22 protein-coding genes are annotated in these 26,190 nt (G+C 44.6%); 2 read left to right on the top strand and 20 right to left on the bottom strand.

Annotation, left to right across the window (positions count from 1 at the left end; genetic code table 11):
- Positions 1-161 precede the first annotated feature (161 nt).
- Positions 162-1,715, bottom strand: a complete 1,554-nt coding sequence (guaA, locus tag BSR11_RS01635) for a glutamine-hydrolyzing GMP synthase (protein ID WP_072668757.1) — start codon at positions 1,713-1,715, stop codon at positions 162-164.
- Positions 1,716-1,806: 91 nt separating this feature from the next.
- The gene (gene guaB / locus BSR11_RS01640) at positions 1,807-3,270 is read right to left on the bottom strand and encodes an IMP dehydrogenase (protein ID WP_072668758.1); all 1,464 of its coding nucleotides are present in this window, start codon (positions 3,268-3,270) and stop codon (positions 1,807-1,809) included.
- Positions 3,271-3,488: 218 nt separating this feature from the next.
- Here guaB and xseA point away from each other — a divergent pair, with 218 nt between their 5' ends.
- The gene (xseA, locus tag BSR11_RS01645) at positions 3,489-4,811 is read left to right on the top strand and encodes an exodeoxyribonuclease VII large subunit (RefSeq protein ID WP_072668759.1); all 1,323 of its coding nucleotides are present in this window, start codon (positions 3,489-3,491) and stop codon (positions 4,809-4,811) included.
- A 25-nt stretch (positions 4,812-4,836) separates the two neighbouring features.
- Here the strand turns inward: xseA and BSR11_RS01650 are convergent, their stop codons facing one another.
- From BSR11_RS01650 to trmJ, 13 genes are all read right to left on the bottom strand, one after another.
- Positions 4,837-5,058, bottom strand: coding sequence for a zinc ribbon domain-containing protein (locus BSR11_RS01650; RefSeq protein WP_072668760.1), 222 nt, complete (start codon positions 5,056-5,058; stop codon positions 4,837-4,839).
- 653 nt (positions 5,059-5,711) lie between these two features.
- On the bottom strand, positions 5,712-7,202 hold the full coding sequence (der, locus tag BSR11_RS01655) for a ribosome biogenesis GTPase Der (RefSeq protein ID WP_072668761.1): 1,491 nt from the start codon (positions 7,200-7,202) through the stop codon (positions 5,712-5,714).
- A 171-nt stretch (positions 7,203-7,373) separates the two neighbouring features.
- Positions 7,374-8,534: an outer membrane protein assembly factor BamB gene (gene bamB / locus BSR11_RS01660; RefSeq protein ID WP_072668762.1), complete on the bottom strand. Its 1,161-nt coding sequence runs from the start codon at positions 8,532-8,534 to the stop codon at positions 7,374-7,376.
- A gap of 12 nt (positions 8,535-8,546) precedes the next feature.
- Positions 8,547-9,161 (bottom strand): YfgM family protein, encoded by a 615-nt coding sequence (locus tag BSR11_RS01665; protein WP_072668763.1) that lies wholly within the window; start codon positions 9,159-9,161, stop codon positions 8,547-8,549.
- A gap of 39 nt (positions 9,162-9,200) precedes the next feature.
- Positions 9,201-10,469 carry a histidine--tRNA ligase gene (gene hisS, locus BSR11_RS01670; protein ID WP_072668764.1) on the bottom strand — a complete coding sequence of 423 codons (1,269 nt, stop codon included), beginning with the start codon at positions 10,467-10,469 and terminating at the stop codon, positions 9,201-9,203.
- A 24-nt stretch (positions 10,470-10,493) separates the two neighbouring features.
- Positions 10,494-11,618, bottom strand: coding sequence for a flavodoxin-dependent (E)-4-hydroxy-3-methylbut-2-enyl-diphosphate synthase (gene ispG / locus BSR11_RS01675; RefSeq protein WP_072668765.1), 1,125 nt, complete (start codon positions 11,616-11,618; stop codon positions 10,494-10,496).
- A gap of 8 nt (positions 11,619-11,626) precedes the next feature.
- The gene (locus BSR11_RS01680; RefSeq protein ID WP_072668766.1) at positions 11,627-12,535 is read right to left on the bottom strand and encodes a RodZ domain-containing protein; all 909 of its coding nucleotides are present in this window, start codon (positions 12,533-12,535) and stop codon (positions 11,627-11,629) included.
- Between the two features lie 560 nt (positions 12,536-13,095).
- Positions 13,096-14,217 (bottom strand): dual-specificity RNA methyltransferase RlmN, encoded by a 1,122-nt coding sequence (gene rlmN / locus BSR11_RS01685; protein WP_072668767.1) that lies wholly within the window; start codon positions 14,215-14,217, stop codon positions 13,096-13,098.
- Between the two features lie 282 nt (positions 14,218-14,499).
- Positions 14,500-14,931: a nucleoside-diphosphate kinase gene (gene ndk / locus BSR11_RS01690; protein WP_072668768.1), complete on the bottom strand. Its 432-nt coding sequence runs from the start codon at positions 14,929-14,931 to the stop codon at positions 14,500-14,502.
- A gap of 188 nt (positions 14,932-15,119) precedes the next feature.
- The gene (gene pepB, locus BSR11_RS01695) at positions 15,120-16,412 is read right to left on the bottom strand and encodes an aminopeptidase PepB (protein ID WP_072668769.1); all 1,293 of its coding nucleotides are present in this window, start codon (positions 16,410-16,412) and stop codon (positions 15,120-15,122) included.
- A gap of 257 nt (positions 16,413-16,669) precedes the next feature.
- Entirely contained in the window at positions 16,670-17,860 is a 1,191-nt protein-coding gene (locus BSR11_RS01700) for an IscS subfamily cysteine desulfurase (RefSeq protein WP_072668770.1), read from the bottom strand.
- A 26-nt stretch (positions 17,861-17,886) separates the two neighbouring features.
- A complete protein-coding gene (gene iscR, locus BSR11_RS01705; RefSeq protein ID WP_072668771.1) occupies positions 17,887-18,408 on the bottom strand; it encodes a Fe-S cluster assembly transcriptional regulator IscR in 522 nt (173 codons plus the stop codon).
- A 125-nt stretch (positions 18,409-18,533) separates the two neighbouring features.
- Positions 18,534-19,262, bottom strand: coding sequence for a tRNA (cytosine(32)/uridine(32)-2'-O)-methyltransferase TrmJ (gene trmJ, locus BSR11_RS01710; protein WP_072668772.1), 729 nt, complete (start codon positions 19,260-19,262; stop codon positions 18,534-18,536).
- A gap of 324 nt (positions 19,263-19,586) precedes the next feature.
- On the opposite strand from trmJ, the gene suhB reads away from it, so the two are divergent.
- Complete coding sequence (gene suhB / locus BSR11_RS01715; RefSeq protein ID WP_072668773.1) at positions 19,587-20,390, top strand: inositol-1-monophosphatase; 804 nt, start codon at positions 19,587-19,589, stop codon at positions 20,388-20,390.
- Positions 20,391-20,500: 110 nt separating this feature from the next.
- On the opposite strand, the gene secF is transcribed toward suhB, so the two are convergent.
- The 5 genes from secF to queA all read right to left on the bottom strand — a co-directional run bounded on the left by secF (position 20,501) and on the right by queA (position 26,025).
- Entirely contained in the window at positions 20,501-21,448 is a 948-nt protein-coding gene (gene secF / locus BSR11_RS01720; RefSeq protein WP_072668774.1) for a protein translocase subunit SecF, read from the bottom strand.
- Positions 21,449-21,462: 14 nt separating this feature from the next.
- Positions 21,463-23,316 (bottom strand): protein translocase subunit SecD, encoded by a 1,854-nt coding sequence (secD, locus tag BSR11_RS01725; RefSeq protein ID WP_072668775.1) that lies wholly within the window; start codon positions 23,314-23,316, stop codon positions 21,463-21,465.
- Between the two features lie 21 nt (positions 23,317-23,337).
- Positions 23,338-23,670 carry a preprotein translocase subunit YajC gene (gene yajC, locus BSR11_RS01730; protein ID WP_072668776.1) on the bottom strand — a complete coding sequence of 111 codons (333 nt, stop codon included), beginning with the start codon at positions 23,668-23,670 and terminating at the stop codon, positions 23,338-23,340.
- Positions 23,671-23,783: 113 nt separating this feature from the next.
- Positions 23,784-24,923, bottom strand: a complete 1,140-nt coding sequence (tgt, locus tag BSR11_RS01735; protein WP_072668777.1) for a tRNA guanosine(34) transglycosylase Tgt — start codon at positions 24,921-24,923, stop codon at positions 23,784-23,786.
- Positions 24,924-24,972: 49 nt separating this feature from the next.
- Positions 24,973-26,025 (bottom strand): tRNA preQ1(34) S-adenosylmethionine ribosyltransferase-isomerase QueA, encoded by a 1,053-nt coding sequence (gene queA / locus BSR11_RS01740; RefSeq protein ID WP_072668778.1) that lies wholly within the window; start codon positions 26,023-26,025, stop codon positions 24,973-24,975.
- Positions 26,026-26,190: the final 165 nt, after the last annotated feature.

Consider the following 26,190-nt stretch of genomic DNA (forward strand, 5'->3'; position numbering starts at 1 on the left):
TCACCGATGAATCATACCCATCAAAATACCACGGTCAAACCGTGCTTGGCGTTGCCAGACATTGCCAAAAATGACTAAGCCAAAAACAAAAAAAGTCCGCCATTACGCGGACTTAAGGTTGATTTAGTGCCTGTTAATGCCAGACCTTTCTTAAAGGAGGATTATTCCCACTCAATCGTCGCGGGTGGCTTACCGGAGATGTCATACACCACGCGAGAAATACCACTCACTTCATTGATAATGCGGTTGGAAACCTTACCCAAAAATTCATAAGGTAAGTGAGCCCAATGGGCAGTCATGAAATCGATCGTTTCTACTGCGCGTAGTGATACAACCCAGTCGTATTTACGGCCATCACCCATGACACCAACAGAGCGCACGGGTAAGAAAACGGTAAACGCTTGCGACACTTTATTGTACAAATCGGCATTGTGCAGCTCTTCAATAAAGATAGCGTCAGCACGACGTAGCAAATCGCAATACTCTTTCTTCACTTCACCGAGAACACGCACGCCAAGACCTGGTCCTGGGAATGGGTGGCGGTATAGCATGTCATAAGGTAGACCTAACTCAAGACCTATTTTACGTACTTCGTCTTTAAACAATTCACGTAATGGTTCCACTAGGCCCATTTCCATATCATCTGGTAAACCACCGACGTTATGGTGTGATTTAATCACATGCGCTTTGCCGGTCTTAGAGGCCGCTGACTCAATCACATCTGGATAAATCGTGCCTTGTGCTAACCATTTAGCGTTTTTCAGTTTCTTGGCTTGCTCATCAAAAACATCAACAAACACATGACCGATGGTTTTACGTTTGTCTTCTGGATCAGCTTTGCCTTCTAAGGCTGATAGGAAGCGCTCTTCAGCATCAACTTTAATGATGTTTAGGCCAAATTTATTGCCAAACATATCCATCACTTGCTGACCTTCGTTCAAACGTAGCAAACCGTTATCGACGAATACACAAGTCAATTTATCGCCAATCGCACGGTGTACCAACATCGCAACAACCGATGAATCGACCCCACCAGATAGACCAAGGATCACTTCATCGTCACCAACTTGCTCTTTAATTCGCGCTACAGCATCTTCAATGATCGATTCAGAAGTCCATAGTCGCTCACAGCCACAAATATCGAGTACAAAGTTCTCGAGCATTTTCAGGCCATTTTTAGTGTGGGTGACTTCTGGGTGGAACTGCACCCCGTAGTATTTCTTCTCTTCATTGGCCATGGCTGCGTATGGGCAAGTCTCGGTTTCACCAATTTTTACGAAGTCTGCTGGGATCTCAACGACCTTATCACCGTGGCTCATCCACACATCTTGAGTGGCTTCAAGCTCTTTAAATAAGGCTGACTGGCCTGAAACATTAACTTGTGCGTAGCCAAATTCACGCTCAGTGGAAGTTGCCACGCGGCCACCCAACTGCTCGGCCATGGTTTGCATGCCATAGCACACACCAAATACCGGCACGCCTGAATCAAATACATATTGAGGTGCGCGAGGTGAGTTAAGCTCAGTTACGCTTTCAGGGCCACCAGACAGAATAATGCCGTCTGGGTTAAATTCGCGAATGTCCGCTTCTTCGACATCCCAGCTCCATAACTCACAGTAAACACCAATTTCACGTACACGACGGGCAACTAATTGAGTGTATTGTGAGCCAAAGTCTAAAATAAGGATTCGTTGATCATGAATATTCTTGGTCATAGTTAAGCAGTCTTATCAGCTAAATTAACAAACGGAGGCGAGTCTACCCGCCTCTCTGAGTGGCATCAAGGAAAAAAGCAAACGTTTACGTTTAGCTCATCCGATAGTTAGGCGCTTCTTTAGAAATTTGCACATCATGTACGTGCGACTCTTTCATACCCGCTCCAGAGATACGTACAAACTGTGCTTTGGTGCGCAACGTTTCAATATCTTGTGAGCCAGTCAAGCCCATGCACGAACGTAAACCGCCCATCTGCTGATGAACAATCTCTTTTAATAGGCCTTTGTAAGCGATACGGCCTTCGATGCCTTCAGGAACCAATTTGTCTGCTGCATTATCGGTTTGGAAATAACGATCAGAAGAGCCTTTTGACATCGCACCTAGTGATCCCATACCACGATAAGCTTTGTAAGAACGGCCTTGATAGAGAATAACTTCACCCGGCGCTTCTTCGGTGCCAGCAAACATGGAGCCAACCATGACGCAAGATGCGCCTGCAGCAATGGCTTTAGAAATATCGCCCGAGAAGCGAATACCACCATCAGCGATCACTGGAATACCGTATTGATTAGCGACTTCTGCAGCATCAGCAATGGCGGTGACCTGTGGCACACCAACACCAGTGACGATACGAGTAGTACAAATAGAGCCAGGGCCAATGCCCACTTTAACCGCGCTAACGCCGGCTTCAATCAATGCTCGCGCACCTTCGGCAGTGGCTACGTTACCACCAATAATATCCAGCTCAGGGTAAGCAGCGCGCGTTTCACGAATTCGTTGTAGTACGCCTTCTGAGTGACCATGAGACGAGTCAATCAACAAGACATCAACACCGGCTTCAACTAGGGCTTTAACGCGTTCTTCATTACCTGGCGCAGCACCTACGGCAGCGCCTACACGTAGACGACCCTGAGCATCTTTACAAGCGTTTGGCTTGCTTTCCGCTTTGTGGAAGTCTTTGGCGGTGATCATGCCTTTTAATTGAAACTCATCATTAACCACCAAAATTTTCTCAACGCGCGCTTTATGCATCCGCTCTTGAACTTCTTGGCCTGAAGCGCCCTCTTTCACCGTCGCGAGACGATCTTTCGGAGTCATCACATCAGAGACTAACTTAGTTAAATCGGTTACAAAGCGCACGTCGCGCCCAGTAATGATCCCAACCAGTTCATTATTTTCAGACACCACAGGGAAGCCCGCAAAACCGTGTTTCTCGGTTAATGCACGCACATCGGCAATCGTTGCCTGAGGGCGAACGGTAACCGGATGAGTCACCACGCCCGCTTCAAAGATTTTTACTTGATGAACTTGTTCCGCTTGCTGTTCTATCGACATATTTTTGTGGATAAAACCAAGACCACCCTCTTGGGCAAGTGCGATTGCTAGGCGAGCTTCTGTTACTGTATCCATAGACGCAGAAATCATAGGGATATTGAGCGTAATGTTTTTGGTAAGTCGAGTGCGAAGATCGGCTGTATTGGGGAGAACAGTAGAGTGTGCAGGGACGAGGAGAACATCGTCGAAGGTCAGAGCTTCTTTAGCAATTCTTAGCATTTGCAATATCTCACAACGTGAAGGTTAAGAGTAGTAAATCGCTTTATCGTTTCGCGTAATAAAGAGATTTAGATTTGATATTGCGGTCGGATTATACGCCCAGAGCAATCGCTTGACCACTCATTTTTTAATTTTTTATTTGCAATTACCCCCTTGATATGTATTATATTACCGCTAATTTCCATACTTATGTCTGGCCAAATTAGCGGTGCCCTCCTTTGACTAATCCAAATATCTACACAGTTTCACGTCTTAATGCTGAAGTAAGATTATTACTTGAAAATGAAATGGGCATCGTCTGGTTAATCGGTGAAATTTCTAACTTCTCTGCCCCTGTATCCGGTCATTGGTATTTGACCCTCAAAGACAGCCGCGCTCAAGTCAAATGCGCGATGTTCAAAGGCAATAATCGCTCAGTTTCTTTTAAGCCGAAAAATGGTCAACAAGTGCTAGTTAAGGCTAGACTTTCCTTGTATGAGCCTCGTGGTGATTATCAAATTATCATTGAAAGCATGCAGCCTGAAGGCGATGGACGACTACAACAAGAGTTTGAACAACTGAAAATGCAACTGGCCGCAGAAGGGCTATTTGCGCAATCACTTAAACAACCCCTCCCCGAACACCCGCGCTGTGTGGGCGTGATCACCTCAAAAACCGGAGCAGCCTTACACGATATTTTGCAGGTGTTGAAACGCCGCGATCCAAGCCTGCCGATCATTATTTATCCGACCCTAGTGCAAGGTAGTGAAGCAGCAATCAGTATTGCTCAAGCGATTGGCTGTGCGAATTCCCGCGCCGAATGTGATGTGTTGATCGTCGGCCGCGGCGGCGGCTCACTGGAAGATCTGTGGTGCTTTAACCATGAAATTGTCGCCAGAACGATAGCAGCAAGTCAAATCCCGATCATTAGCGCTGTCGGCCATGAAATCGATGTGACTATTGCTGACTTTGTCGCCGATATGCGCGCACCGACACCTTCTGCAGCGGCTGAAATGGTCAGTCGAGATAATAGCCATAAAAAGGTCGCCTTTAGCAACCAGCAACAGCAGTTAACCAATAGTATCCGCTATTATTTTTCTCGCCAGAAAAGTCATTTGCAGCAGTTACAGCATCGGCTGGACAAGCAGCATCCAGCTCATCGCCTACAGCGACAACGCCAACAAATTGATGACCTTAGCATGCAATTGACACAAGCGATGCAGCGACGTTTAACTTCGCAAACTAAAGCGCTCAATCAACAACAACATCGTTTACAGCTACACTCACCAGAAAAACTGCTTAATACACAAAAGCATCAATTAATGATGAGTCAGCACCAATTGCGTAAAGCAATGGAGCGCCAGTTACTCGAGGCCGAGCATCGTTATGCGCGCTTAGTGGATAAACTCAATACCGTCAGTCCACTCGCTACCCTTTCTCGCGGTTACTCGATTACTCAAAATGAACGCGGTGAAGTGATCCACAGCCAAGATCAAGTGCAAACTGGCGAAATCATTGTCACCCGCTTAGCACAGGGTGAAATTAGCGCTACAGTCAATTAATCATCATCAGCAAGCATTGAGCTGGTTACTGCGCTTTGACAAATTCAATTCGAATACGTGATTTAGACTTAAGTTCGTTACACGAATGACAAAAATAATTCGCTGCTCCGCAAGCCTGAAGTTTTTCTAACTCCGCGCTACAATCTGGGCAATAAGCCATTTTTGTATAATTCACATCACACTGTGCACAGTAATAACGACCACTCCAAAGCAATTCATGTGAACATTGCGGACAACGTGTTTCCATCGCTGTTTTCCTTATTGATTATGATTACTCGGCGACAACTCTACCTAGCCGCTGAAAAAATCGTGGGTAACTCTAATTAGTCAGCAAGTAAACGAAGGTAGCAAGCACCACAGCAGCTTCAAGTAAAAAAGGGATTACCTAGAAAAGTAGGCGGCTAAAAGACATCGAGCGCTTTTTCTTCAAATCACAACGCACCAGCGATCATACCGTCAAGTTCTCGATAGAACAAATCAGTCATTACCAATGTCAGCCCATCCATCTATTTACATAAAATCACGTGAATAGCCTCACTTGCTGCGCTTTGGGGATCTATCATGGATCTTTTGCTTTATCTACCTTGATCAGCGATCTACCATAAAAAGAACATTTATATCACCACACACCGAAAGCATAAGTTACATATTCTGTATTTGGATTTTAAACAGATTAAAAATCTAAGCAGGTTAATCAAAAAACGAAATAATGAAATTTAATAAAAAGATCATTATCACTTATTATCGCTCATAGGATCCTATTTTGAGCATAACATAGAGCAATACTCAGAATTAAACGTTAGTTAGTCGGGCAATAAACAACCAGTAAAATACTGTAACGAAAAAGAATAAAAAAGCCCAAGCTATGGGCTTGGGCTTTTATAAAATATCAGTATCAGTCTATTTTCGACGATCTTTTACCATGTTCATTAAACGCTTACGTTTACGTTCCTGAGACAACGTCATCTTATTGATTTTGTTCTCAAACGGGTTTTCGCTGCTTTGGAACTGAATCCGGATTGGTGTCCCCATGATTTCTAATGATTTCCGGTAATAATTCATTAGATAACGCTTATAAGAATGAGGTAATTCATTCACTTGGTTACCATGAATAACGATGATTGGTGGATTGTAGCCACCCGCGTGAGCGTATTTCAATTTAACGCGTCGACCACGAATCAATGGTGGCTGGTGATCATCAGTCGCCATTTTCATGATACGAGTTAATACTGAAGTTCCCACTCGTGTCGTTGCAGAACGATAAGCTTCTTGCACCGACTCAAAAAGATGTCCGACACCAGTACCATGTAGGGCTGAGATAAAATGGATACGAGCAAAATCAACAAACCCTAAGCGGCGATCTAACTCTTTTTTAACGCGCTCTTTGGTATCATTGCTTAAGCCATCCCATTTGTTGATCGCTATGACCACAGAACGCCCAGCATTTAAGGTAAAACCGAGTAAACTTAAATCTTGGTCGGAGATATTTTCGCGAGCATCGATCACTAACAACACAACGTTAGCATCTTCTATCGCTTTTAGCGTTTTGACGACAGAAAATTTTTCTACCGTTTCATTGATACTTTTGCGACGGCGAACACCCGCGGTATCAATCAAAACATACTCACGATCATCACGCTGCATTGGAATATAAATCGAGTCGCGTGTAGTGCCGGGCATATCATAAACCACAACCCGTTCTTCGCCTAAAATACGGTTTGTCAGTGTTGATTTACCAACATTAGGCCGACCAATAATAGCCAGTTTAATCGGTTGATCTTGTAACCGTTTAAATTCTGCTTCCGCTTCTTCTTCGGTATATTCCAACTGCTCGGGTTCATCAGTATCCACAAACTCTGTCAGATCTTCTAGACTCTGTAGTTCTTCGTTCATCTGCTCAGCAAGTGGATTCAACGCACGATCGATCAGAACAGCAACGCCTCGGCCATGAGCTGCGGCAATTTGGTACATCTGCGATCCCATCCCGAGCTGCCAAAATTCAGCACAGGCCGCATCAGCATCAATACCGTCAACTTTATTCACAACCAAAATTGCGTTTTTCTCAATACGGCGTAAATGCTGAGCAATAGCTTCATCAGCGGAAGTTAACCCAGCACGGCCATCAACCATAAATAACACGACGTCCGCTTCATCGATCGCCGCCAATGATTGTTGAGCCATTTTGGTTTCAACGCCTTCTTCTGTACCATCAATACCACCGGTATCAATCACGATGAATTCGTTTTCACCTAATTTTGCTTGGCCATATTTTCTGTCGCGGGTTAAACCGGGGAAGTCCGCTACCAGTGCATCTCGTGTACGGGTGAGCCGGTTAAATAGCGTCGATTTACCTACATTGGGACGCCCAACAAGAGCAACAACAGGTATCATAACAACCTCAATAATAATTCTTTCTTATGTAATTATACTCAAATGATTTTGCTACTCGGTACTAAAGTTTAGTATGACAAACACATTTGGGTATACAAACTCAAGGTTTATTGCAGCAAAACGGCCCCTAGCTGTGTACAGCCAGGAGCCGAATGTGAATTATATCACGATTTATTGAGTGATAGTCAGTTTCTTTATTTTACCATCTCGCGAGATAATCAAGTAACCATCGTCAAGCGCAAGAGGACCGACAGCAAAACCGCTTTTGCTGACGAATTGTTGAGCAACAAATTCACCACTATTGCGATCCAACCAGTGAAGATACCCTTCACTATCTCCAACGACCAAATAGCCATCAATCAATTTCGGTGCTGTTAATAAACGATGCTCTAGCTGACTATTCTGCCATAGCTCCGTACCACTGCGAGCATCAACGGCAACAACATGATCTTTATCCGTGACTAAAAACAGACGGCGACCATCACTAGCCATATCAGTCGTTGATGAATAATTGCGTTTCCATACCGCACTACCGGAACGCAAATCAATCGAAATCAACTGCCCGTTAAAACCGATGGCATAGAGATTAGCTCCGATGATCAACGGAGCGGCATCGACATCCACCAAGCGATCAATTTCAGTGGCACCTTGCGGCTGTCCTATCGGTTGTTGCCAAATTAATTGGCCACGCTCAATAATCGCCGCAGCGAGACGGCCGTTAGACGTCCCCCAAAAAACACCACCAGAAGCAGTCACTGGCCGACTATCGCCACGTAAGGTTAAACTTGGCACCTCAGTACTGATAGTCCATTTTTGAACACCATTAGTACTGTCTAACGCAAGCAATATGCCTCGGCTGGTATTGACAATCACTAGGTTACTGTCTGTCGCAACCGAAGCCAGTACTTCACCGGCTACGTCAGCTCGCCAATTCAGCTCGCCCGTTTCCGCATCTAAAGCTAATACTTGACCGTTTTCACTGCCAATAAACAGCTGATTGTAAGCCGCAACAATGCCTCCAGATAAACGAGCTGGCATATCTTGTCTTACATTAACACGCCATAATGTTTTCCCATCATTGGGATCAAGTGCTTTTACTTCACCGTCACGACTGGCGACAAATACTTTGCCATAAGCGTATTCAGGAGTCAGATTAGAGAAAAAATGACCGACTCCCCGACCAACCGAATTACTCCAAATGGGTTGAGGCGTAAATTCACTACTCACACTGGGTAGTGGAGCCATAATGATATTTTCTTCTTCCCCAGCACATCCGCCTAACAAACCGATTACGGCCGCAGACAAAAGCACTTTGTTGAATATTTTTTTCATCAACAGATGCCCTTATCTGGCTAGATCATCAAGTTTCAGTTGCAATGTCTGGCTAGCATTACTCGATTGTTGAGCTTGTGAATAGGCTGCATAAGCCGCGTCTTTATCTCCTTTACGTAATGCTATATCACCACGTAATTCAGCGACACGCGCAGCCCAACTGGCCTCAGTAATCGTTGTTAGTTCAGCTAGAGCGGCATCAAATTGTTGCTGTTCGGCCTGTAAACGTGCAATGCGAAATGCGATCACAGGTGTTAATGCCGCGTCTTTCGTGGACTTCTTAGCCCATTCAAGTTGTGCTAACGCCTCATCAAACTGTCCAGCATCAGCTTGTGCTTTAGCAAGCTGCATCGCCGCTAAAACGGCATACTCCGATTTCTGATGATTATCGATAAAATGCTGTAAATCAGACTCAGCTTGCGCCCCTTTAGCTGAAAAGTTAGCGATTGCTTTGCTATACGTTTCAGACGTTGTTTCTTGACCTGTCGTGGTTGAATGTTGGTAATAACGCCATCCAAACAAACCGCCAAGACCAAGCACAGCACCAAGGAGAACGGCCTTACCGTTCTCTTTCCACCAATCTTTGATCGCTTCAACTTGTTGTTCTTCGGTATCGTAGAGTTCCACTTCCTGTCCTCTTAAATAAGAAATCTCAAAAACGTGCGTTTAAACGAGATGAGCCAATTGGCTAGCAATGTCAGTTTGAGATAACGTGGTTTGTTGACCACCAAGTAAATCTTTTAGTACTACGGTTTTTTCAGCGATCTCGTCTTCACCAAGTACCAGAGCCACCGCAGCACCGACTTTATCTGCGCGTTTAAATTGTTTTTTGAAGTTACCACCGCCACAGTGGTTCATCACGCGTAAACCTGGAACTTGCTCACGCAACTGTTCCGCAAGCTTCATACCTGCCATGGTGGTACCTTCACCAGCGGTGACAATATAAACGTCTACGCTACGCCGCACGTCTGTATTACCTAGGGTTTCCATCATCAATACCAGACGCTCAAGCCCCATAGCAAAACCAACAGCCGGAGTCGCCTTCCCTCCAAGCTGTTCAACCAAGCCGTCATAACGTCCACCGCCACACACGGTGCCTTGTGAGCCTAAGCTTTCTGTTATCCATTCAAAAACCGTTCGATTGTAATAATCTAATCCACGCACTAAACGTTGATTAACGGTGTATTCGATACCTGCCGCGTCAAGAAGTTCACACAAACCGCTAAAATGTTGTTTCGACTCGGCATCTAAGTAGTCGGCCAATTCGGGCGCATCACCAAGTATCGCTTGAACGTCTGGATTTTTACTATCCAGAACACGCAATGGATTGGTATACATGCGACGTTTGCAATCTTCATCTAATACATCTTGATGTTGCTCTAAATACTCAATCAATGCACTGCGATAATCAGCGCGAGCCGCCAATGAACCAATCGAATTAAGCTCTAGTCGCACATGCTCAGCAATGCCAAGTTCACGCCATAGCCGTGCTGTCATCATGATCAGCTCTGCATCAACATCTGGCCCATCGATACCAAATACTTCAACGCCACATTGATGGAACTGACGATAACGACCTTTCTGAGGACGCTCATGACGGAACATTGGTCCGATATACCATAAACGCTGCTCTTGATTGTACAGCAACCCATGTTCAATTCCGGCACGAACGCAACCGGCTGTTCCTTCAGGACGAAGGCTTAAGCTATCGCCATTACGATCCGCAAACGTATACATCTCTTTTTCGACCACATCGGTCACTTCACCAATAGCACGGCTAAAAAGTGGCGTCATTTCAACGATAGGCATACGCACTTCGCTATAGCCATAGGCACTAACGACATTTTTAACTGCGTTCTCCACTTTTTGCCAAAGTGGAGATTGAGTAGGGAGGCAGTCGTTCATGCCTCGAATTGCTTGAATAGTCTTTGCCAAAATATTTACCGTAATATCGTGAGGTTAATCTTGCTCGATTTGCTGAATAGCAATACGATTTTTCGTGTCTAATTGAGCCGCTTTTGAGCGGATTCTAGCTTCGAGCTGAGCAACGAGATCATCGTTATCAAAGCGCTCTTTCTGACGAACACCATCTTCGTAGAAAGCACTTTTTTTATTACTGCCAGCCAATCCTAAGTGAGAGACTTCCGCTTCACCAGGGCCATTGACAACACAACCAATGATCGAGACATCCATTGGAGTTAACACATCTTCTAAACGCTGCTCAAGTGCGTTGACCGTACTTATCACATCAAATTCCTGACGAGAACAACTTGGACAAGCGATAAAATTGATCCCACGCGAGCGAATACGCAGTGATTTCAGAATATCAAAACCGACTTTAATCTCTTCAACAGGATCGGCTGCTAAAGAAATCCGTAACGTGTCACCAATACCTTCTGCTAATAGCATTCCTAAGCCAACAGCCGATTTAACAGCCCCCGCTCGGGCACCGCCCGCTTCGGTGATCCCTAAATGAAGAGGTTGATCAATTTGTTTGGCCAGTAAGCGATAAGAATCCACTGCTAGAAACACATCCGAAGCTTTGACACTGACTTTGAATTGATCAAAGTTTAGTCTGTCGAGAATATCGACGTGGCGCATCGCAGATTCAACCAAAGCTTCGGGTGTTGGTTCGCCATATTTAAGCTGCAGATCTTTTTCTAATGAACCACCATTAACACCAATTCGAATCGGAATGCCTTTATCACGAGCACAGTCAACGACCGAGCGAATCCGAGCTTCATTACCGATATTGCCAGGGTTAATCCGTAAACAATCAACACCATACTCGGCCACTTTTAAAGCGATTCGATAGTCAAAATGAATATCTGCCACTAAAGGAATCGAGACCTGTTGCTTAATTAACTTGAATGCGTCAGCAGCATCCATGGTTGGAACGGAAACGCGGACAATATCTGCGCCCACTTTCTCCAACGCTTTTATTTGAGCGACGGTCGCAGCCACATCTGTGGTTCTGGTGTTGGTCATGGATTGTACGGCGATAGGCGCGCCATCGCCAATAGGTACGTTACCCACATAAATACGTGTAGAGGGGCGACGCTTAATAGGAGACTTGTGTTGCATAATTTCGTCTAAGGTAAGGTGAATCTAGCTACTCTGCCTGAAGTATACCCAGAAAGGTCGACAGGTTCACTCGCAAATGTGACAGAAACACCTTCTGGTGCTCCAAGAATGACACTAATTGGGGTTTCACCACGCACATTGACCGATTGACCGGCTTTTTTAACGCCAGTAGACAATGTTTTGCCTGTGGCATCTTTAACTTGAATCCAACAGTCGGCGCTAAAAGTCATGCTCAGTAAATTACTCTCGTCAGCGTTGACAGGAGTATTTTCTGTCACTGCGGATGTGATGGATGGCTCAACCTCTAAAACAGGCTCAACAGCACTGTCGTTAACGGATTCACTTTCTGATTGCTCGGCAACTGAGGCATCGTTATCAGCAGTAAGCTCACTGACCGTCGGCAACTGATCTAAAACTGGATCGACCGTTGCTAAAGGACGCTGGCTATTTTGCTCAGTAATCAGTGAGCTGCGCTCACTCGACGACGTGAGATTATTGTGTTGGTTATTCTGCCACCACCACAGTGATGACATACCAATAATCACCAATACAATAACCCAAGTGATCAACATGATACGGCTATCGTGCTGATCACGCTTGGTTTTTTTAGAAAAACTTTGCATCTTCTGCTCTTGAGGCTCAATCACATAGTGCACCTCATAAGCTTCGACGACTTCAGCAGCCGAAAGTCCGACGGCTTTAGCGTAAGAACGCAGATAACCACGAGTAAAAGTGGCCACTAAATCAGAATCAAATTGGTTATCTTCAATATTGCGAATAATCGCTACCCGCAATCGTAAGCGATCAGCCACCTGCTTTTGACTCAACCCTAAAGCTTCTCGTTTAAGCTTAAGCAGTGTGCCGGGTTGTTGAACGTTCGGCGTTTCTTCAACGATGGTCTCTTGTTGTGTATTCATCCGCGCTATCAATCTCTTTTATTCGTGTTCGAGCCGAAGCCTACGCTGTTATTTTTGTCTCTATTCGTTAGTCGCGTTTAGGTTCTCAGGGCTCCAACAGGGAAAATGGTTTCATCCAATTCACTTAAGTTTCAATAACGCCGACTTCCGTACTGATTTTGCTTATACAGCGAGGAAATTGCATTATTACTCATCAACTAATTTGGATATCACGTTTGTTTGATTCGACCGCTACATCGAATGGGCTATCATTAATTCATTCTAATGGATCTTAGGCGGTAAACAACATTGATTTGAAAAAGAAATTACAGCTAGGTCAAGATTTTTCGTTAAATTGACATAAAAAAGCCATAATTTGCCACTGTGAACTAAGAATCCAACTATGCATCAAAACACCTTACGCAGCCTGTTTCAGTTAATAGCATGATTCTATCAAGGTGCTCTATGACCGATAAAAACTGAACATCCCTTGGCTTATAAACTCAAAATCTAACTCGACTTGTTTAGCGGTTTTCTCTTAACAACAACGCCAGCGAAAAGGCTGGCGTTGTTAAAAAGGTTTATAAGGTTTTTACGGGAATAATCTGCTCCGGCTGCTGCTTTAATTTCGTCCGTTTGGTTCTGTCTATTACATCACCAACCAACTGGCCGCAAGCAGCGTCAATATCATCACCACGCGTTTTACGTATTGTCACCGTATGCTCATATTGCATTAAGGTTTTTTGAAAACGATCAATGCGTGAGTTACTGGGTTTTTTATACGGTGAGCCTGGATAAGGATTAAACGGAATCAAGTTAATTTTACAAGGTGTTCCTTTCATCAACTGAGCCAACTCATGCGCATGTTCCGTGCCATCATTGACATGATCCAACAAAACATATTCAACAGTCACTTTACCGCGATTAGCGTTAGAAGAGGCAATATAACGGCGCACTGAAGCAAGGAAATCTTGAATATCCCAACGATCATTAATAGGCATAATTTCGCTGCGTAATTTATCGTTAGGTGCATGAAGTGAAATCGCTAATGCCACGTCAATTTGCCCGGTCATTTGATCTAAACCAGAAACGACACCTGAAGTAGAGACCGTTACGCGACGTTTCGATAAACCAAAACCGAGATCATCAAGCATAATTTCTAACGCAGGAATGAGGTTTTTCATATTGAGCAACGGCTCACCCATACCCATCATTACTACGTTAGTGATCGGACGGCGGCCCGTTTCTTTTTCCAAACCAATTTCACGTGCAGCACGCCAAACCTGACCAATAATTTCCGAAACGCGTAAATTACGGTTAAACCCTTGCTGGGCGGTTGAACAAAACTTACATTCCAGCGCACAACCAACTTGTGAAGAGACACATAATGTAGCGCGATCTTCCTCGGGGATATAGACGGTTTCAACATCTTGATCCCCCACTCGCATCGCCCATTTTATCGTGCCATCACTGGAGTATTGAGCATCAGAAACGTAAGGCGCTCGAATCTCACAATGAGTCTGTAATTTCTCACGTAGGTTTTTGTTAATGTTGGTCATTTTTTCGAAGTCATCACAACCGAAGTGATAAATCCACTTCATGATTTGATCAGCTCGAAACGCTTTTTCACCCAATTCTTCTGCGAAATAAGTACGTAAGCCTTTGCGATCAAAATCGAGCAGATTGACTTTTTCAGTGGTCATGTGGCCTCTCCAAAATGGAACTAGAATTAAGGGCGCGAATTGTACAGCCTTTATTCAGTGACAACAAGCACAGTAAAACCCTGAATTTTTTACGACATTATCGGGATAGGAAAGCGGTTCTGGTCGATGATAAATCCCTGATGAGATATGACTTATCAGGGATTACAAATAGATATGGATATGAACTATTTACCAACAGCTTAACGTTTACTTTATAGTGAGGTAAAGCCATAAACCATCCAGATCTGAGTCTTGATGATGGTATTTTTGTTCTACGGCAAATCACTCACTGCGCGGGCAAATTTCAGCTTCGGGAAAAAAGAACTCAATTTCACGAGCTGCGGAAGCCGGACTATCACTGCCATGCACGGAGTTATAACGCATACTCAGCGCATAATCGGCGCGAATCGTACCACAAGCCGCTTCTTCAGGATTGGTTTTGCCCATTAATTCACGGTAACGAACAATCGCATTTTCTCCTTCTAACACCTGAACCATGATCGGACCTGATGTCATAAAGGCTTTTAGGTCATTAAAGAAGGCTTTCCCTTCGTGCTCAGCATAAAAGCCACTCGCTTGATCTTCGGTTAAATGAACCATTTTGGCTGCGATAATTCTCAACCCAGCTTTTTCTATGCGATGGTAAATCTCGCCAATCAAGTTACGCTTTACCGCGTCAGGCTTGATAATTGAAAACGTTCTTTCAAGAGCCATAAGATGTCCTTTTTACATTTTGATAATAATAGTAAGGCTTATTGAACCACTCCCCAACGGCTTACTGTGGCTAATCTGCGAGCTAATCAGGCCAAGATAGAAATAGACTCATCAACGCCGTCAATAGCACTACCCCAGCAAAAACAATGGGTATAAAACGGGGCAAACGACTGCCCCTTAATTAATCATTATTTGGCCTGATCCAATAAAATACGCGCGACGGTCTTAACGCCCATCGCTGTTGCCCCTGCGGCCCATTTATCACTAGCGGATTTACGATACGTTCCCGCGCAATCAACATGTAGCCAGCCTTGATGGTAATCGTCAACAAAGTAGGATAAGAAAGCCGCTGCCGTACTTGCACCCGGTGAATAATCACCAGAACAAATATTAGAGAGATCAGCAAAGTTCGAGGGCAACATATCACGGTGAAAATCAGCTAATGGCAGTGCCCATAATCCCTCATTTTCCTCTTTAGCCGCATCGAGCGCTTGTTGACTCAAAGTTTTATCAAAACTCAGCAATGCATGATAGTCATTACCCAACGCATTTTTTGCAGCTCCCGTTAGGGTGGCACAATCGATGATCAATTGTGGTTTTTGCTCTGAAGCGTAAATCAAACCATCGGCTAAAACTAACCGCCCTTCTGCGTCAGTATTCATAATTTCAACGGTTTTGCCGTTTTTATAGGTGATCACATCACCCAATTTTAATGCACGGCCAGATACCATGTTCTCAGCACAACACAAAATGAGCTTAACGCGTTTATTTAAGCCACGCATGATAGCCAGACCAAGGGCTCCGGTGATGGTTCCTGCTCCGCCCATATCCGCTTTCATCGAAGACATGAAATTAGACGGTTTTAAACTATAGCCACCAGAGTCAAAGGTAATGCCTTTGCCGACTAAGCAGGCAAATACAGGGGCATTATCATCGCCCGTTGGGTTGTAGTCTAATTGCAACATGGCAGAAGTGCGCTCAGAGCCTCGCCCTACCGCATAAATGCCTTCCCAGTTTTCCGTCAATAGGTCTTTGTCTTTTACAATTCGATAAGAGACGTGATCCGGAGCTAATGACTTAATAAACTCGGCAGCCATGGTCGCTAATTGACGAGGAGCCACTTCTTCAGCACTTTTATTGATAATATCGCGTGTCCAATCCGCCGCTTTAATCCGTGCTTCAAGTTCCGCTTGATCAGCGGCAGCTAACGATTCCCACTGCAAGGTATTTTTCTTTTTAGGATCACGGTAACCTTGGTAAAATGCCCAGATCGTTTCCAAAGTCCATGCGGAACCGGATAAATGTAATGAACGCAATCCTTGGCCATCTAATTTACGCGCAGCACGCTGAATGGCATTGAGATCATTCTCTTTCGATAAATGAATGGTCGCGCCTTGCTCTGTAAATGATACGAGGGCTTTTTCTCCCCACTGAGGCTGGGCTGATTCTAGACTAATAAATACAGGCATCTGTGTAGACATGGTTTCTCCTTGTCCTATATGGTGTGGCCTTAATAGATATATTCCATTGTTCCGTTACACTACCGCGCGATTACCGCTCTAGTAACGAGTTGAGAATAACTACTCTCGGATATATCTGAATCACAACGAATAATCAACCTAACGATGTTAACATTTTGTCGCGTAAAAATACCCACTGGATAAAAAAACGGACCATTAGGTCCGCTTATTTTGCTTAAAATTGTTAACTCAACACTGATTTGATGGTTCGCTACCTACTATATCGTTGCGCTTTCTTTGTGCATTTGCCACAAAGGCGACATATTACGCAATTGAGTGACAGCACTACGAATATGTTCTATTGCATAATCTATTTCTTCTACGGTTGTAAAACGGCCAAATGAAAAACGAAGCGAGCTATGTGCTAACTCATCATCCAAACCCAGCGCACGCAATACATAAGAAGGCTCTAAGCTAGCAGACGTACAAGCACTGCCTGAAGAGACCGCAAGATCTTTCAGCGCCATTAACAACGATTCGCCTTCGACAAAAGCAAAACCGAGATTAAGATTATGAGGAACACGCTGCTCTAGATCACCGTTAATACTTACGGCTTCGATGTCTTGTATGCCATTAAGTAAACGGTCACGCAAAGTTTTAGCATGCTGATAATCATGTTCCATCTCTTGTTTAGCGATGCTAAACGCTTCTCCCATCCCAACAATTTGATGGGTCGCTAACGTTCCTGAACGGAAACCGCGCTCATGACCACCGCCATGCATCTGTGCTTCAAGATAAATACGCGGTTTGCGACGCACAAAGAGAGCGCCAATACCTTTAGGACCATAAATTTTATGCGCTGAGAGTGAGATAAGATCGACTTTCATCGTTTGCACGTCGATCTCGACTTTCCCCGCTGATTGAGCAGCATCGACGTGAAAGATAATATTTCGCTCACGGCACAGCTCTCCTATCGCGGTGATATCCTGAATCACACCTATTTCATTATTGACATGCATTACGGAGACTAACACTGTGTCCTCACGCATTGCGTCTTGTAATTGGTTTATATCAATTAATCCACGATGGTCAGGATCAAGATAAGTCACCTCAAAACCTTCACATTCAAGCTGGCGCATGGTATCCAATACCGCTTTATGCTCAGTTTTACAGGTGATGATGTGCTTACCTTGTTTAGCGTAAAAATGCGCCGCACCTTTAATCGCCAAGTTATTCGACTCGGTCGCCCCTGAAGTAAAAACAATCTCACGCGGATCAGCATGAATAAGTTCAGCAACTTGTTCACGCGCCGTATCCACCGCTTCTTCTGCCTGCCAGCCATAACGGTGCGATCGAGAGGCCGGATTACCAAACGTCCCATCCATCGTCATATGCTGAATCATCTTTTCGGCAACACGCGGATCAACCGGACATGTAGCCGAATAGTCTAAATAAATAGGCAGTTTCATTTTTTACTCCAGTGTAAACATTGCCGCTATGAGCGAACGTTAAGACCAAAGGAGGCTGCACCAATAGTGACAGATTGAGAATGCTTATGGCCACTCCCTTGGTTCGCCGCAAGGTTCATACCTTGACGGTCAGAAATTTGTAAGACTTCATTATCAACCATCAACTCACCGAGAGTGATGTTATTTAAGAAGTCACTAATACGAGAACTGAGATCACACCACAAGGTATGAGTGAGACAACGAGTGCCACCTTGGCAATCACCTTTACCATGACACTTCGTCGCATCGACAGATTCATCTACCGCGGCAATGACCGTACCAATAGAAATGGTGCTTGCTTCTGCACCTAAACGATAACCACCACCTGGGCCTCGCACACTGGCGACCAAACCAGCTTTGCGTAACTTAGAAAAAAGCTGCTCTAGATAAGACAGAGAAATACCTTGTCGCTCTGAAATGTCCGCTAGCGGTACTGGGTTTTGTTGCGAATTTAGCGCCACATCTAACATGGCCGTTACCGCGTATCTTCCTTTAGATGTTAATCTCATATTACACCATATCCACATCGATTATGTGGTTGGAATTCTTCCATACCCTACTAAACCAGTCAAGTATTTAATTGGCTAAATTACTCAGGTATTTAACCTTAAGTTAATCAGGTGATTAGTGATAATTAAGGCTGACGCATTTTTTTCTCTACCGCAGTCAATACACCGCGTAAGATATTAATTTCTTGTGATTCTGGACGAGCTCGACTGAATAATCGACGGAGCTTGTTCATTACCTGCCCGGGTTGTGAAGGAGAGATAAACTCACTTTCCAGTAATACTCGTTCTAGATGCTGATAAAATCGGTCCAACTCTTGATGACGAGGATAGTCAGCCACCGATGGGGATGAAAATTCACTCTGTTGCTGAGTTAAGTGAGCAACGCGAATCTCATAGCATAACGTTTGCACGGCCATCGCTAAGTTTAATGAGCTGTATTCAGGGTTGGCAGGAATGCACACATGATAATGACAAAGCTGTAATTCCTCGTTGGTTAAGCCCGTTCTTTCACGGCCAAATACTACAGCAACCGCGTGTTTTTGAGCTTCAAGCGCAAATTGCTCACCACACTGACGAGGGTCAAGCATCGGCCACTCTAATGTGCGTGAGCGGGCGCTGCTACCAACAACTAACCCACACTCAGCGACGGCCTCACTCAACGTACTGACGACCTGCGCATTTAACGCAATATCACTGGCACCAGCCGCTAACGCTATTGCTTGAGCATCCACTGCACATTCAGGAGCCACCAGCACCATCTGGCTTAAGCCCATCACTTTCATCGCTCTGGCGGCTGAGCCAATATTCCCAGAATGTGAAGTGCCTACTAAAACGATTTTAACATTGTCTAACATGACGTTCATTTACCATCAGTTTATCGCTCATTTCGCCGTCGATAGTGATACTCACTCGCTAATTATTATCGACGATAAGCATCATCTTAAAATTGACGGTATTGAATTGGCTTGAAGGATTGGCTCAGTAACCTAGGGATAATGAATAAAAGAGCAGTTACTTGGCGTTAATCGCCAGATAATAGCATAAAGCAAAATGAAATGAGCAGGCCCTTTATTAGCAGAGCCATTAAGCGCATAAAAAATAACCACTTCCTTTTTGGTACGATTTTGCTATAATACGCTCCGCTTTTTTCGTTCTTTAACATCCGTTGGGAAACTCGTATGCATCCAATGCTAAACATTGCTATTCGCGCTGCGCGAAAAGCAGGTAACCATATTGCTAAATCTCTAGAAAACGCTGACAAAATTGAATCCTTTCAAAAAGGAAGCAATGACTTTGTTACTAATGTCGACAAAGAAGCCGAAGCGCTAATCATTGCTACCATCCAAAGCTCTTACCCTGAGCACTGCATTATTGCCGAAGAAGGCGGTCTTATCGAAGGTAAAGATAAAGACGTACAATGGATCATCGACCCACTGGATGGAACCAATAACTTCGTGAAAGGTATCCCTCATTTTGCGGTATCGATTGCCGTAAGAATGAACGGTCGCACCGAAGTTGCCTGTGTTTATGACCCAATGTTAAATGAACTATTTACTGCTCAACGCGGCTCTGGCGCTCAATTAAACAATGGTCGTATTCGCGTTAAGCCATTGAAAGATTTGCAAGGCGCTATCCTTGCAACTGGTTTCCCATTTAAGCAAAAGCAGCACTCTGAATCTTACCTGAAAATTATTTCTTCATTGTTTGTTGAGTGTGCCGATTTTCGTCGCACTGGGTCAGCCGCTTTAGATCTGTGTTATTTGGCGGCTAACCGTGTTGATGGTTACTTTGAACTGGGTTTAAAACCATGGGATATGGCGGCAGGCGAATTGATCGCTCGTGAAGCTGGAGCAATTCTGACCGATTTTGCTGGTGGTACTAATTACATGCAATCGGGCAATATTGTCGGTTCAAGTCCTCGTGGCGTCAAAGCGATTTTGCAACACATCCGTGAAAACGGAAATAGTGCTATTTTTAAATAACCGCTCTGTCGTCAAGCAACGGCTATTGATCAATAACTGATGTGAGTGTGATAAAAAACCGCTGAATATTCAGCGGTTTTTTTAGTTATTGCTTAAGAGGAATATCACCCTTAAGGCAATTCATCCAACTCAACCCCCTCTTTTTCCACCACTGGTGGAATCAGGTGTTCACGGGTAATACCAAGTTTTAACGCTAACGCAGAAGCAACGTAGATAGAAGAATAAGTACCAACGGTGATCCCGAGTAGTAATGCGGTAGCAAAACCATGAATATTAGCGCCACCTTGGACAAATAGTGCAATCACCACAAACAAGGTCGTTCCTGAAGTAATTAACGTCCGACTCAGCGTTTGCGTAATGGAGCTATTCATCACTTCCGCTGAATCGCCTTTGCGCAACTTACGGAAGTTCTCACGAATACGGTCAAAAACCACAATCGTATCGTTCAACGAATAACCGACCACCGTCAATAAGGCAGCGACAATCGTTAAATCAATTTCGATTTGCAGTAACGAAAAAATACCTAAAGTGATGATGACATCGTGAGCAAGAGATAATACGGCTCCAGAAGCTAAACGCCATTCAAAACGCATTGAAACGTAGAGCAAAATACAGATCAGTGAGGCTAAAATGGCTAAGCCCCCCGCCTCTGCCAGCTCATCGCCAACGTTAGGACCAACAAACTCGATCCGGCGCATCTCAACGCTTTCACCCGTTCCCTCTTTAATGGCATTAAGAATTTGGTTACCAAGCGTTTCTCCTGCAACCCCTTCACGAGGGCGCAAACGGACCATAACATCACGTGCTGAACCAAAGTTTTGTACCGTTGCATCACCAAATCCACGCTCATCAAGAGCATGGCGAATTTTCTCCAGATTCGCCGGTTCTGCAAAACCCACTTCTATCAGTGTTCCGCCAGTGAAGTCCAATCCCCAATTTAACCATTTGGTGGATAAGGTAAAAATTGACGCGCTAATCATCAATAACGATAAGACAAACGTAAACTTTGACCAACGCATAAAGTCGATCGTTTTCTCTGCTTTCAGAATTTGATACATAATGATTCCTAGCCTTAGATCGACAATTTATTGATACGTTTCCCGCCATACAGCAGGTTAACCACACAACGCGTACCGATAATTGCGGTAAACATCGACGTTAAGATACCAATTGATAAGGTAACAGCGAAACCTTTGATCGCACCAGTACCCACCGCAAATAAAATAATCGCAGTGATAAGCGTCGTGATGTTCGCATCCGCAATAGTACTAAACGCGTTCGCATACCCCTGATGGATGGCTTGTTGCGGATTACGACCTTCACGTAACTCTTCACGAATACGTTCAAAGATCAGTACGTTAGCATCCACTGCCATACCAACAGTTAACACAATACCGGCAATGCCAGGTAAGGTCATCGTTGCTCCGGGAATCATCGACATAATGCCGATAATCAGCACTAAGTTGGTTAACAAAGCTAAGTTAGCGATCAAGCCAAACGTACGATAGTACAGTGCAGTAAAGATCATCACCGCAAACAAGCCCCAAATACAGGCTTGAATACCCATATCGATATTCTGTTGTCCCATTGACGGGCCAATCGTTCGCTCTTCAACGATCGAAATCGGTGCGATTAATGCACCTGCACGTAGTAATAAAGCTAAGTTCTGAGCTTCTGCCGCCGAGTTGATGCCAGTGATTCGGAAATTACGCCCCAATGCTGACTGAATCGTCGCTTGGTTAATCACTTCTTCATGCTTTTCTAAAATCACTCGACCGTCAGCCGTTCTTTCACCACTGTCTCGATATTCAGCAAAAACCGTGGCCATTAGTTTGCCAATATTATTTCTTGAGAAAGCCGACATCTTACTGCCACCTTCACTATCAAGAGAAATATTGACCTGTGGACGACCGTATTCGTCGGCACTTGAACTGGCGTCAGTAATACTGGAACCACCCAAAATGACCCGGCGCTTTAAAACAACAGGACGACCATCACGATCCAGTTTAATTTCACTACCAGCAGGCACTCTGCCCGCCGCCGCCGCAGCTAGATCAGCGGTGGCATCGACTTCACGAAACTCAAGGGTTGCTGTCGCACCTAAAATTTCTTTAGCACGAGCAGTATCTTGTACGCCAGGCAGTTCAACCACAATCCGACTCGCGCCTTGACGCTGAACCAAAGGTTCTGCAACCCCTAACTCATTGACACGATTACGTAAAATAGTGATATTTTGCTCAACGGCGTAGTTGCGAATTTCTTGTAAACGGGCGTCTGTAAATTTGGCCACCAAAAGGAAGCGCCCATCACGATCAGAAGCGGTAAAGTTCATATCACGATGATTCGCCTCTAATAGACGGCGAGTGTCTTCAAGCTGAGCGGCATCGCGTAAAATGATCTCAACAGAATCCGCTTGACTGCGGATCGCACGGTAGCGAATCTTTTCGTCACGCAATTCACTACGAAAAGCTTCTTCTTGTTGACTAACTAATCGCTCCATTGCCGCATCCATGTCCACTTCCATCAAAAAGTGAACCCCACCACGTAAATCAAGGCCAAGTTTCATAGGCGCTGCGCCAATGGATTCTAGCCAACGAGGAGTGGAAGGCGCTAAGTTCAGCGCAACAATGATATCATTGCCTAAAGCTTCATTAATGATGTCACGAGCACTGATTTGGGTATCTGTGTCATTAAAACGCACCAAAATTGAGCCATTTTCGAAAGCAATGGATTTATGAGAGAGTTGCGCTTTATCGAGCGCTTGGGTGACAGCATCCAGCGTTGACATATCTACAGAGGCGCCACGCGCCCCTGTAACTTGAATAGCCGGATCTTCACCGTAAAGATTAGGAAGTGCGTATAAAGCAGAAATGGTAATGGCAAACACGACCATTAAGTACTTCCATAACGGATAACGGTTTAGCACAGCGAGGATCCTCTAGCTGTTTTACAAAGATTTAAGTGTACCTTTTGGTAACACGGCAGAAACGAAGTCTTTTTTAATCACAACTTCGTTGTTGTTGTTCAATTCAACAGAGATAAAATCGTTATCATCAGCAATTTTCGTGATTCTTCCCACTAAACCACCACTGGTTAAGACTTCATCACCTTTCGCCATTGAGGCCATTAGGCTTTTATGCTCTTTCACTCGTTTAGACTGTGGGCGGTAAATCATGAAATAGAAAATCACCGCAAACATGCCAAGCATGATCAGCATTTCGAAACCACCACCCTGTGATGCACCTTCACCTGCTGCGTGTGCTACAGAAATTAGACTCATTGAGAAACGTCCTCTAAGTTATTGTTTGTAATGTTTATAGGTATTGGGCCGCACTGAGACAAATTCAAGCTATCAATAAGCTCTTCAAGATAAATCCATCTCAGTGCTTGCTATTACGCTTGTTCGACTTGTAAAGGCGGCACTTCGCGTTGACGACGTGCGTAAAACGCTTCTACAAATTGATCAAAGCGATCTTCATCTATCGCTTTACGAATACTTTCCATCAACCGTTGATAATAACGGAGATTGTGAATGGTATTCAGACGAGCGCCAAGGATCTCGTTACAACGATCCAAATGGTGCAAGTACGATTTAGAATAATTTTTGCAAGTGTAACAGTCACAATGTGGATCGAGTGGTGTTGTATCCGTTTTATGTACTGCATTACGGATCTTGATCACACCACCAGTCACAAATAGGTGGCCGTTACGAGCATTTCGCGTTGGCATCACACAGTCAAACATATCGACGCCACGACGCACCCCTTCCACTAAGTCTTCTGGCTTGCCCACGCCCATTAAGTAGCGAGGCTTATCTTCCGGCAGTTGTGGGCACGTATGCTCCAAAATGCGATGCATATCTGGTTTCGGTTCCCCAACCGCAAGACCACCGACGGCATAACCATCAAAACCGATTTGGGTCAATCCTTTCACTGACTCATCACGCAAATCTTCATATACCCCACCTTGAACAATCCCAAACAACGAATTGGTATTGTTGAGCTTGTCAAAATGGTCACGAGAGCGCTGCGCCCAACGCAATGACATTTGCATCGACTTTTTCGCTTCTTCATGCGTCGCAGGATAAGGCGTACATTCATCGAAAATCATTACGATATCTGAACCTAAATCTTTTTGGATTTCCATCGATTTTTCGGCATCCATAAAGATTTTGTCACCATTAACAGGGTTGCGAAAATGCACCCCCTCTTCGGTGATTTTGCGAATATCCCCCAAACTGAAGACTTGGAAACCGCCGGAATCGGTCAGGATTGGGCCTTGCCAATTCATAAAGTCATGCAAATCGCCATGCATTTTCATCACTTCTTGACCGGGACGCAGCCAAAGATGGAACGTATTGCCAAGCAATATTTCAGCCCCCGTTTCTTTGACTTCTTCTGGGGTCATGCCCTTTACTGTGCCATAAGTACCGACGGGCATAAAGGCCGGGGTTTGTACGGTGCCACGCTCAAAGGTCAACTGACCTCGACGCGCATTGCCATTTTTCTTTTTCAGTTCGAACGTTAACTTCACAAAGCCTCCAATGTCAGAGAAACAGTCTGACGATATTAAGGGATCAAGCTTAAGCCTGATTTTTTTCAATGAACATCGCATCGCCATAGCTGAAGAAGCGATATTTCTGCTCTACCGCATGCTGATAAGCAGCCATAGTGTGCTCATAACCAGCAAAGGCACTGACCAACATAATCAGCGTCGACTCTGGTAAATGAAAATTGGTGATCAATGCATCAATCAATTGATATTGATAACCAGGAAAAATAAAAATATCCGTATCACCAAAAAAAGGCGCTAACGCTGTGCCTTTCGCAAGTGCATCTTGCGCTGCGCTCTCTAAAGAACGCACCGAGGTTGTCCCAACCGCAATCACTCTGCCACCACGAGCCTTGGTCGCTGCAATCGCCGCGACCACTTCTTCTGGTACTTCAACGTATTCAGCATGCATATGGTGATCATGAATATTTTCCACGCGCACCGGTTGGAAAGTACCCGCGCCGACATGCAAAGTCACATAGGCAAACTCAACGCCTTTGGCTTGAATTTGATCCAATAATGCTTGGTCAAAATGTAGCCCTGCTGTTGGTGCAGCAACGGCGCCCGGCTTTTGATTATAAACCGTTTGATAGCGCTCTTTATCGGTTTCTTCATCGGGACGATCAATGTATGGCGGCAAAGGCATATGACCAATATGGTTTAAGATTTCCAAAACCGTTTGCTGGGCATTAAATCGAATCTCAAACAAGGCATCATGGCGTGCAACCATGGTCGCTAAATATTGGTCCTGCTCACCCAGATACAATTCCGTCCCCGGTTTAGGCGGCTTGGAACAACGAACATGAGCTAAGATTGAGTGCTCATCAAGCATACGCTCAACCAATACTTCTAGTTTGCCTCCACTGGCCTTACGGCCAAATAGACGAGCAGGGATGACACGAGTATTGTTAAAGACCAATAAGTCACCCGGTTCGATATAGTGCAGTACATCGGTAAATGTGCCATCAATCCGTTCACCGGTGGTGCCATTTAATCGCAGTAATCGACTATCAGTACGCTGCGCTTTCGGATAACGAGCAATTAGCTCATCTGGGAGGTCAAAGTGAAAATCTGAAACTTGCATGGCTCTTTCTTGGTTATTGATAAGGTTAGCGACGGTTTATTTCGCGGCGCAACAGTATATACCCAAGCATCGGCAAGATACAGGATTGTCAGCGGCCAGTACATGTTCAATCAAATAAGGATTGTAATCAAAAGTGACTTTGCAACTTCTCCGCTAGAGTTACCA

Origin of the sequence: Vibrio injensis (genome assembly GCF_001895205.1) — a bacterium.
Lineage (GTDB): Bacteria > Pseudomonadota > Gammaproteobacteria > Enterobacterales > Vibrionaceae > Vibrio > Vibrio injensis.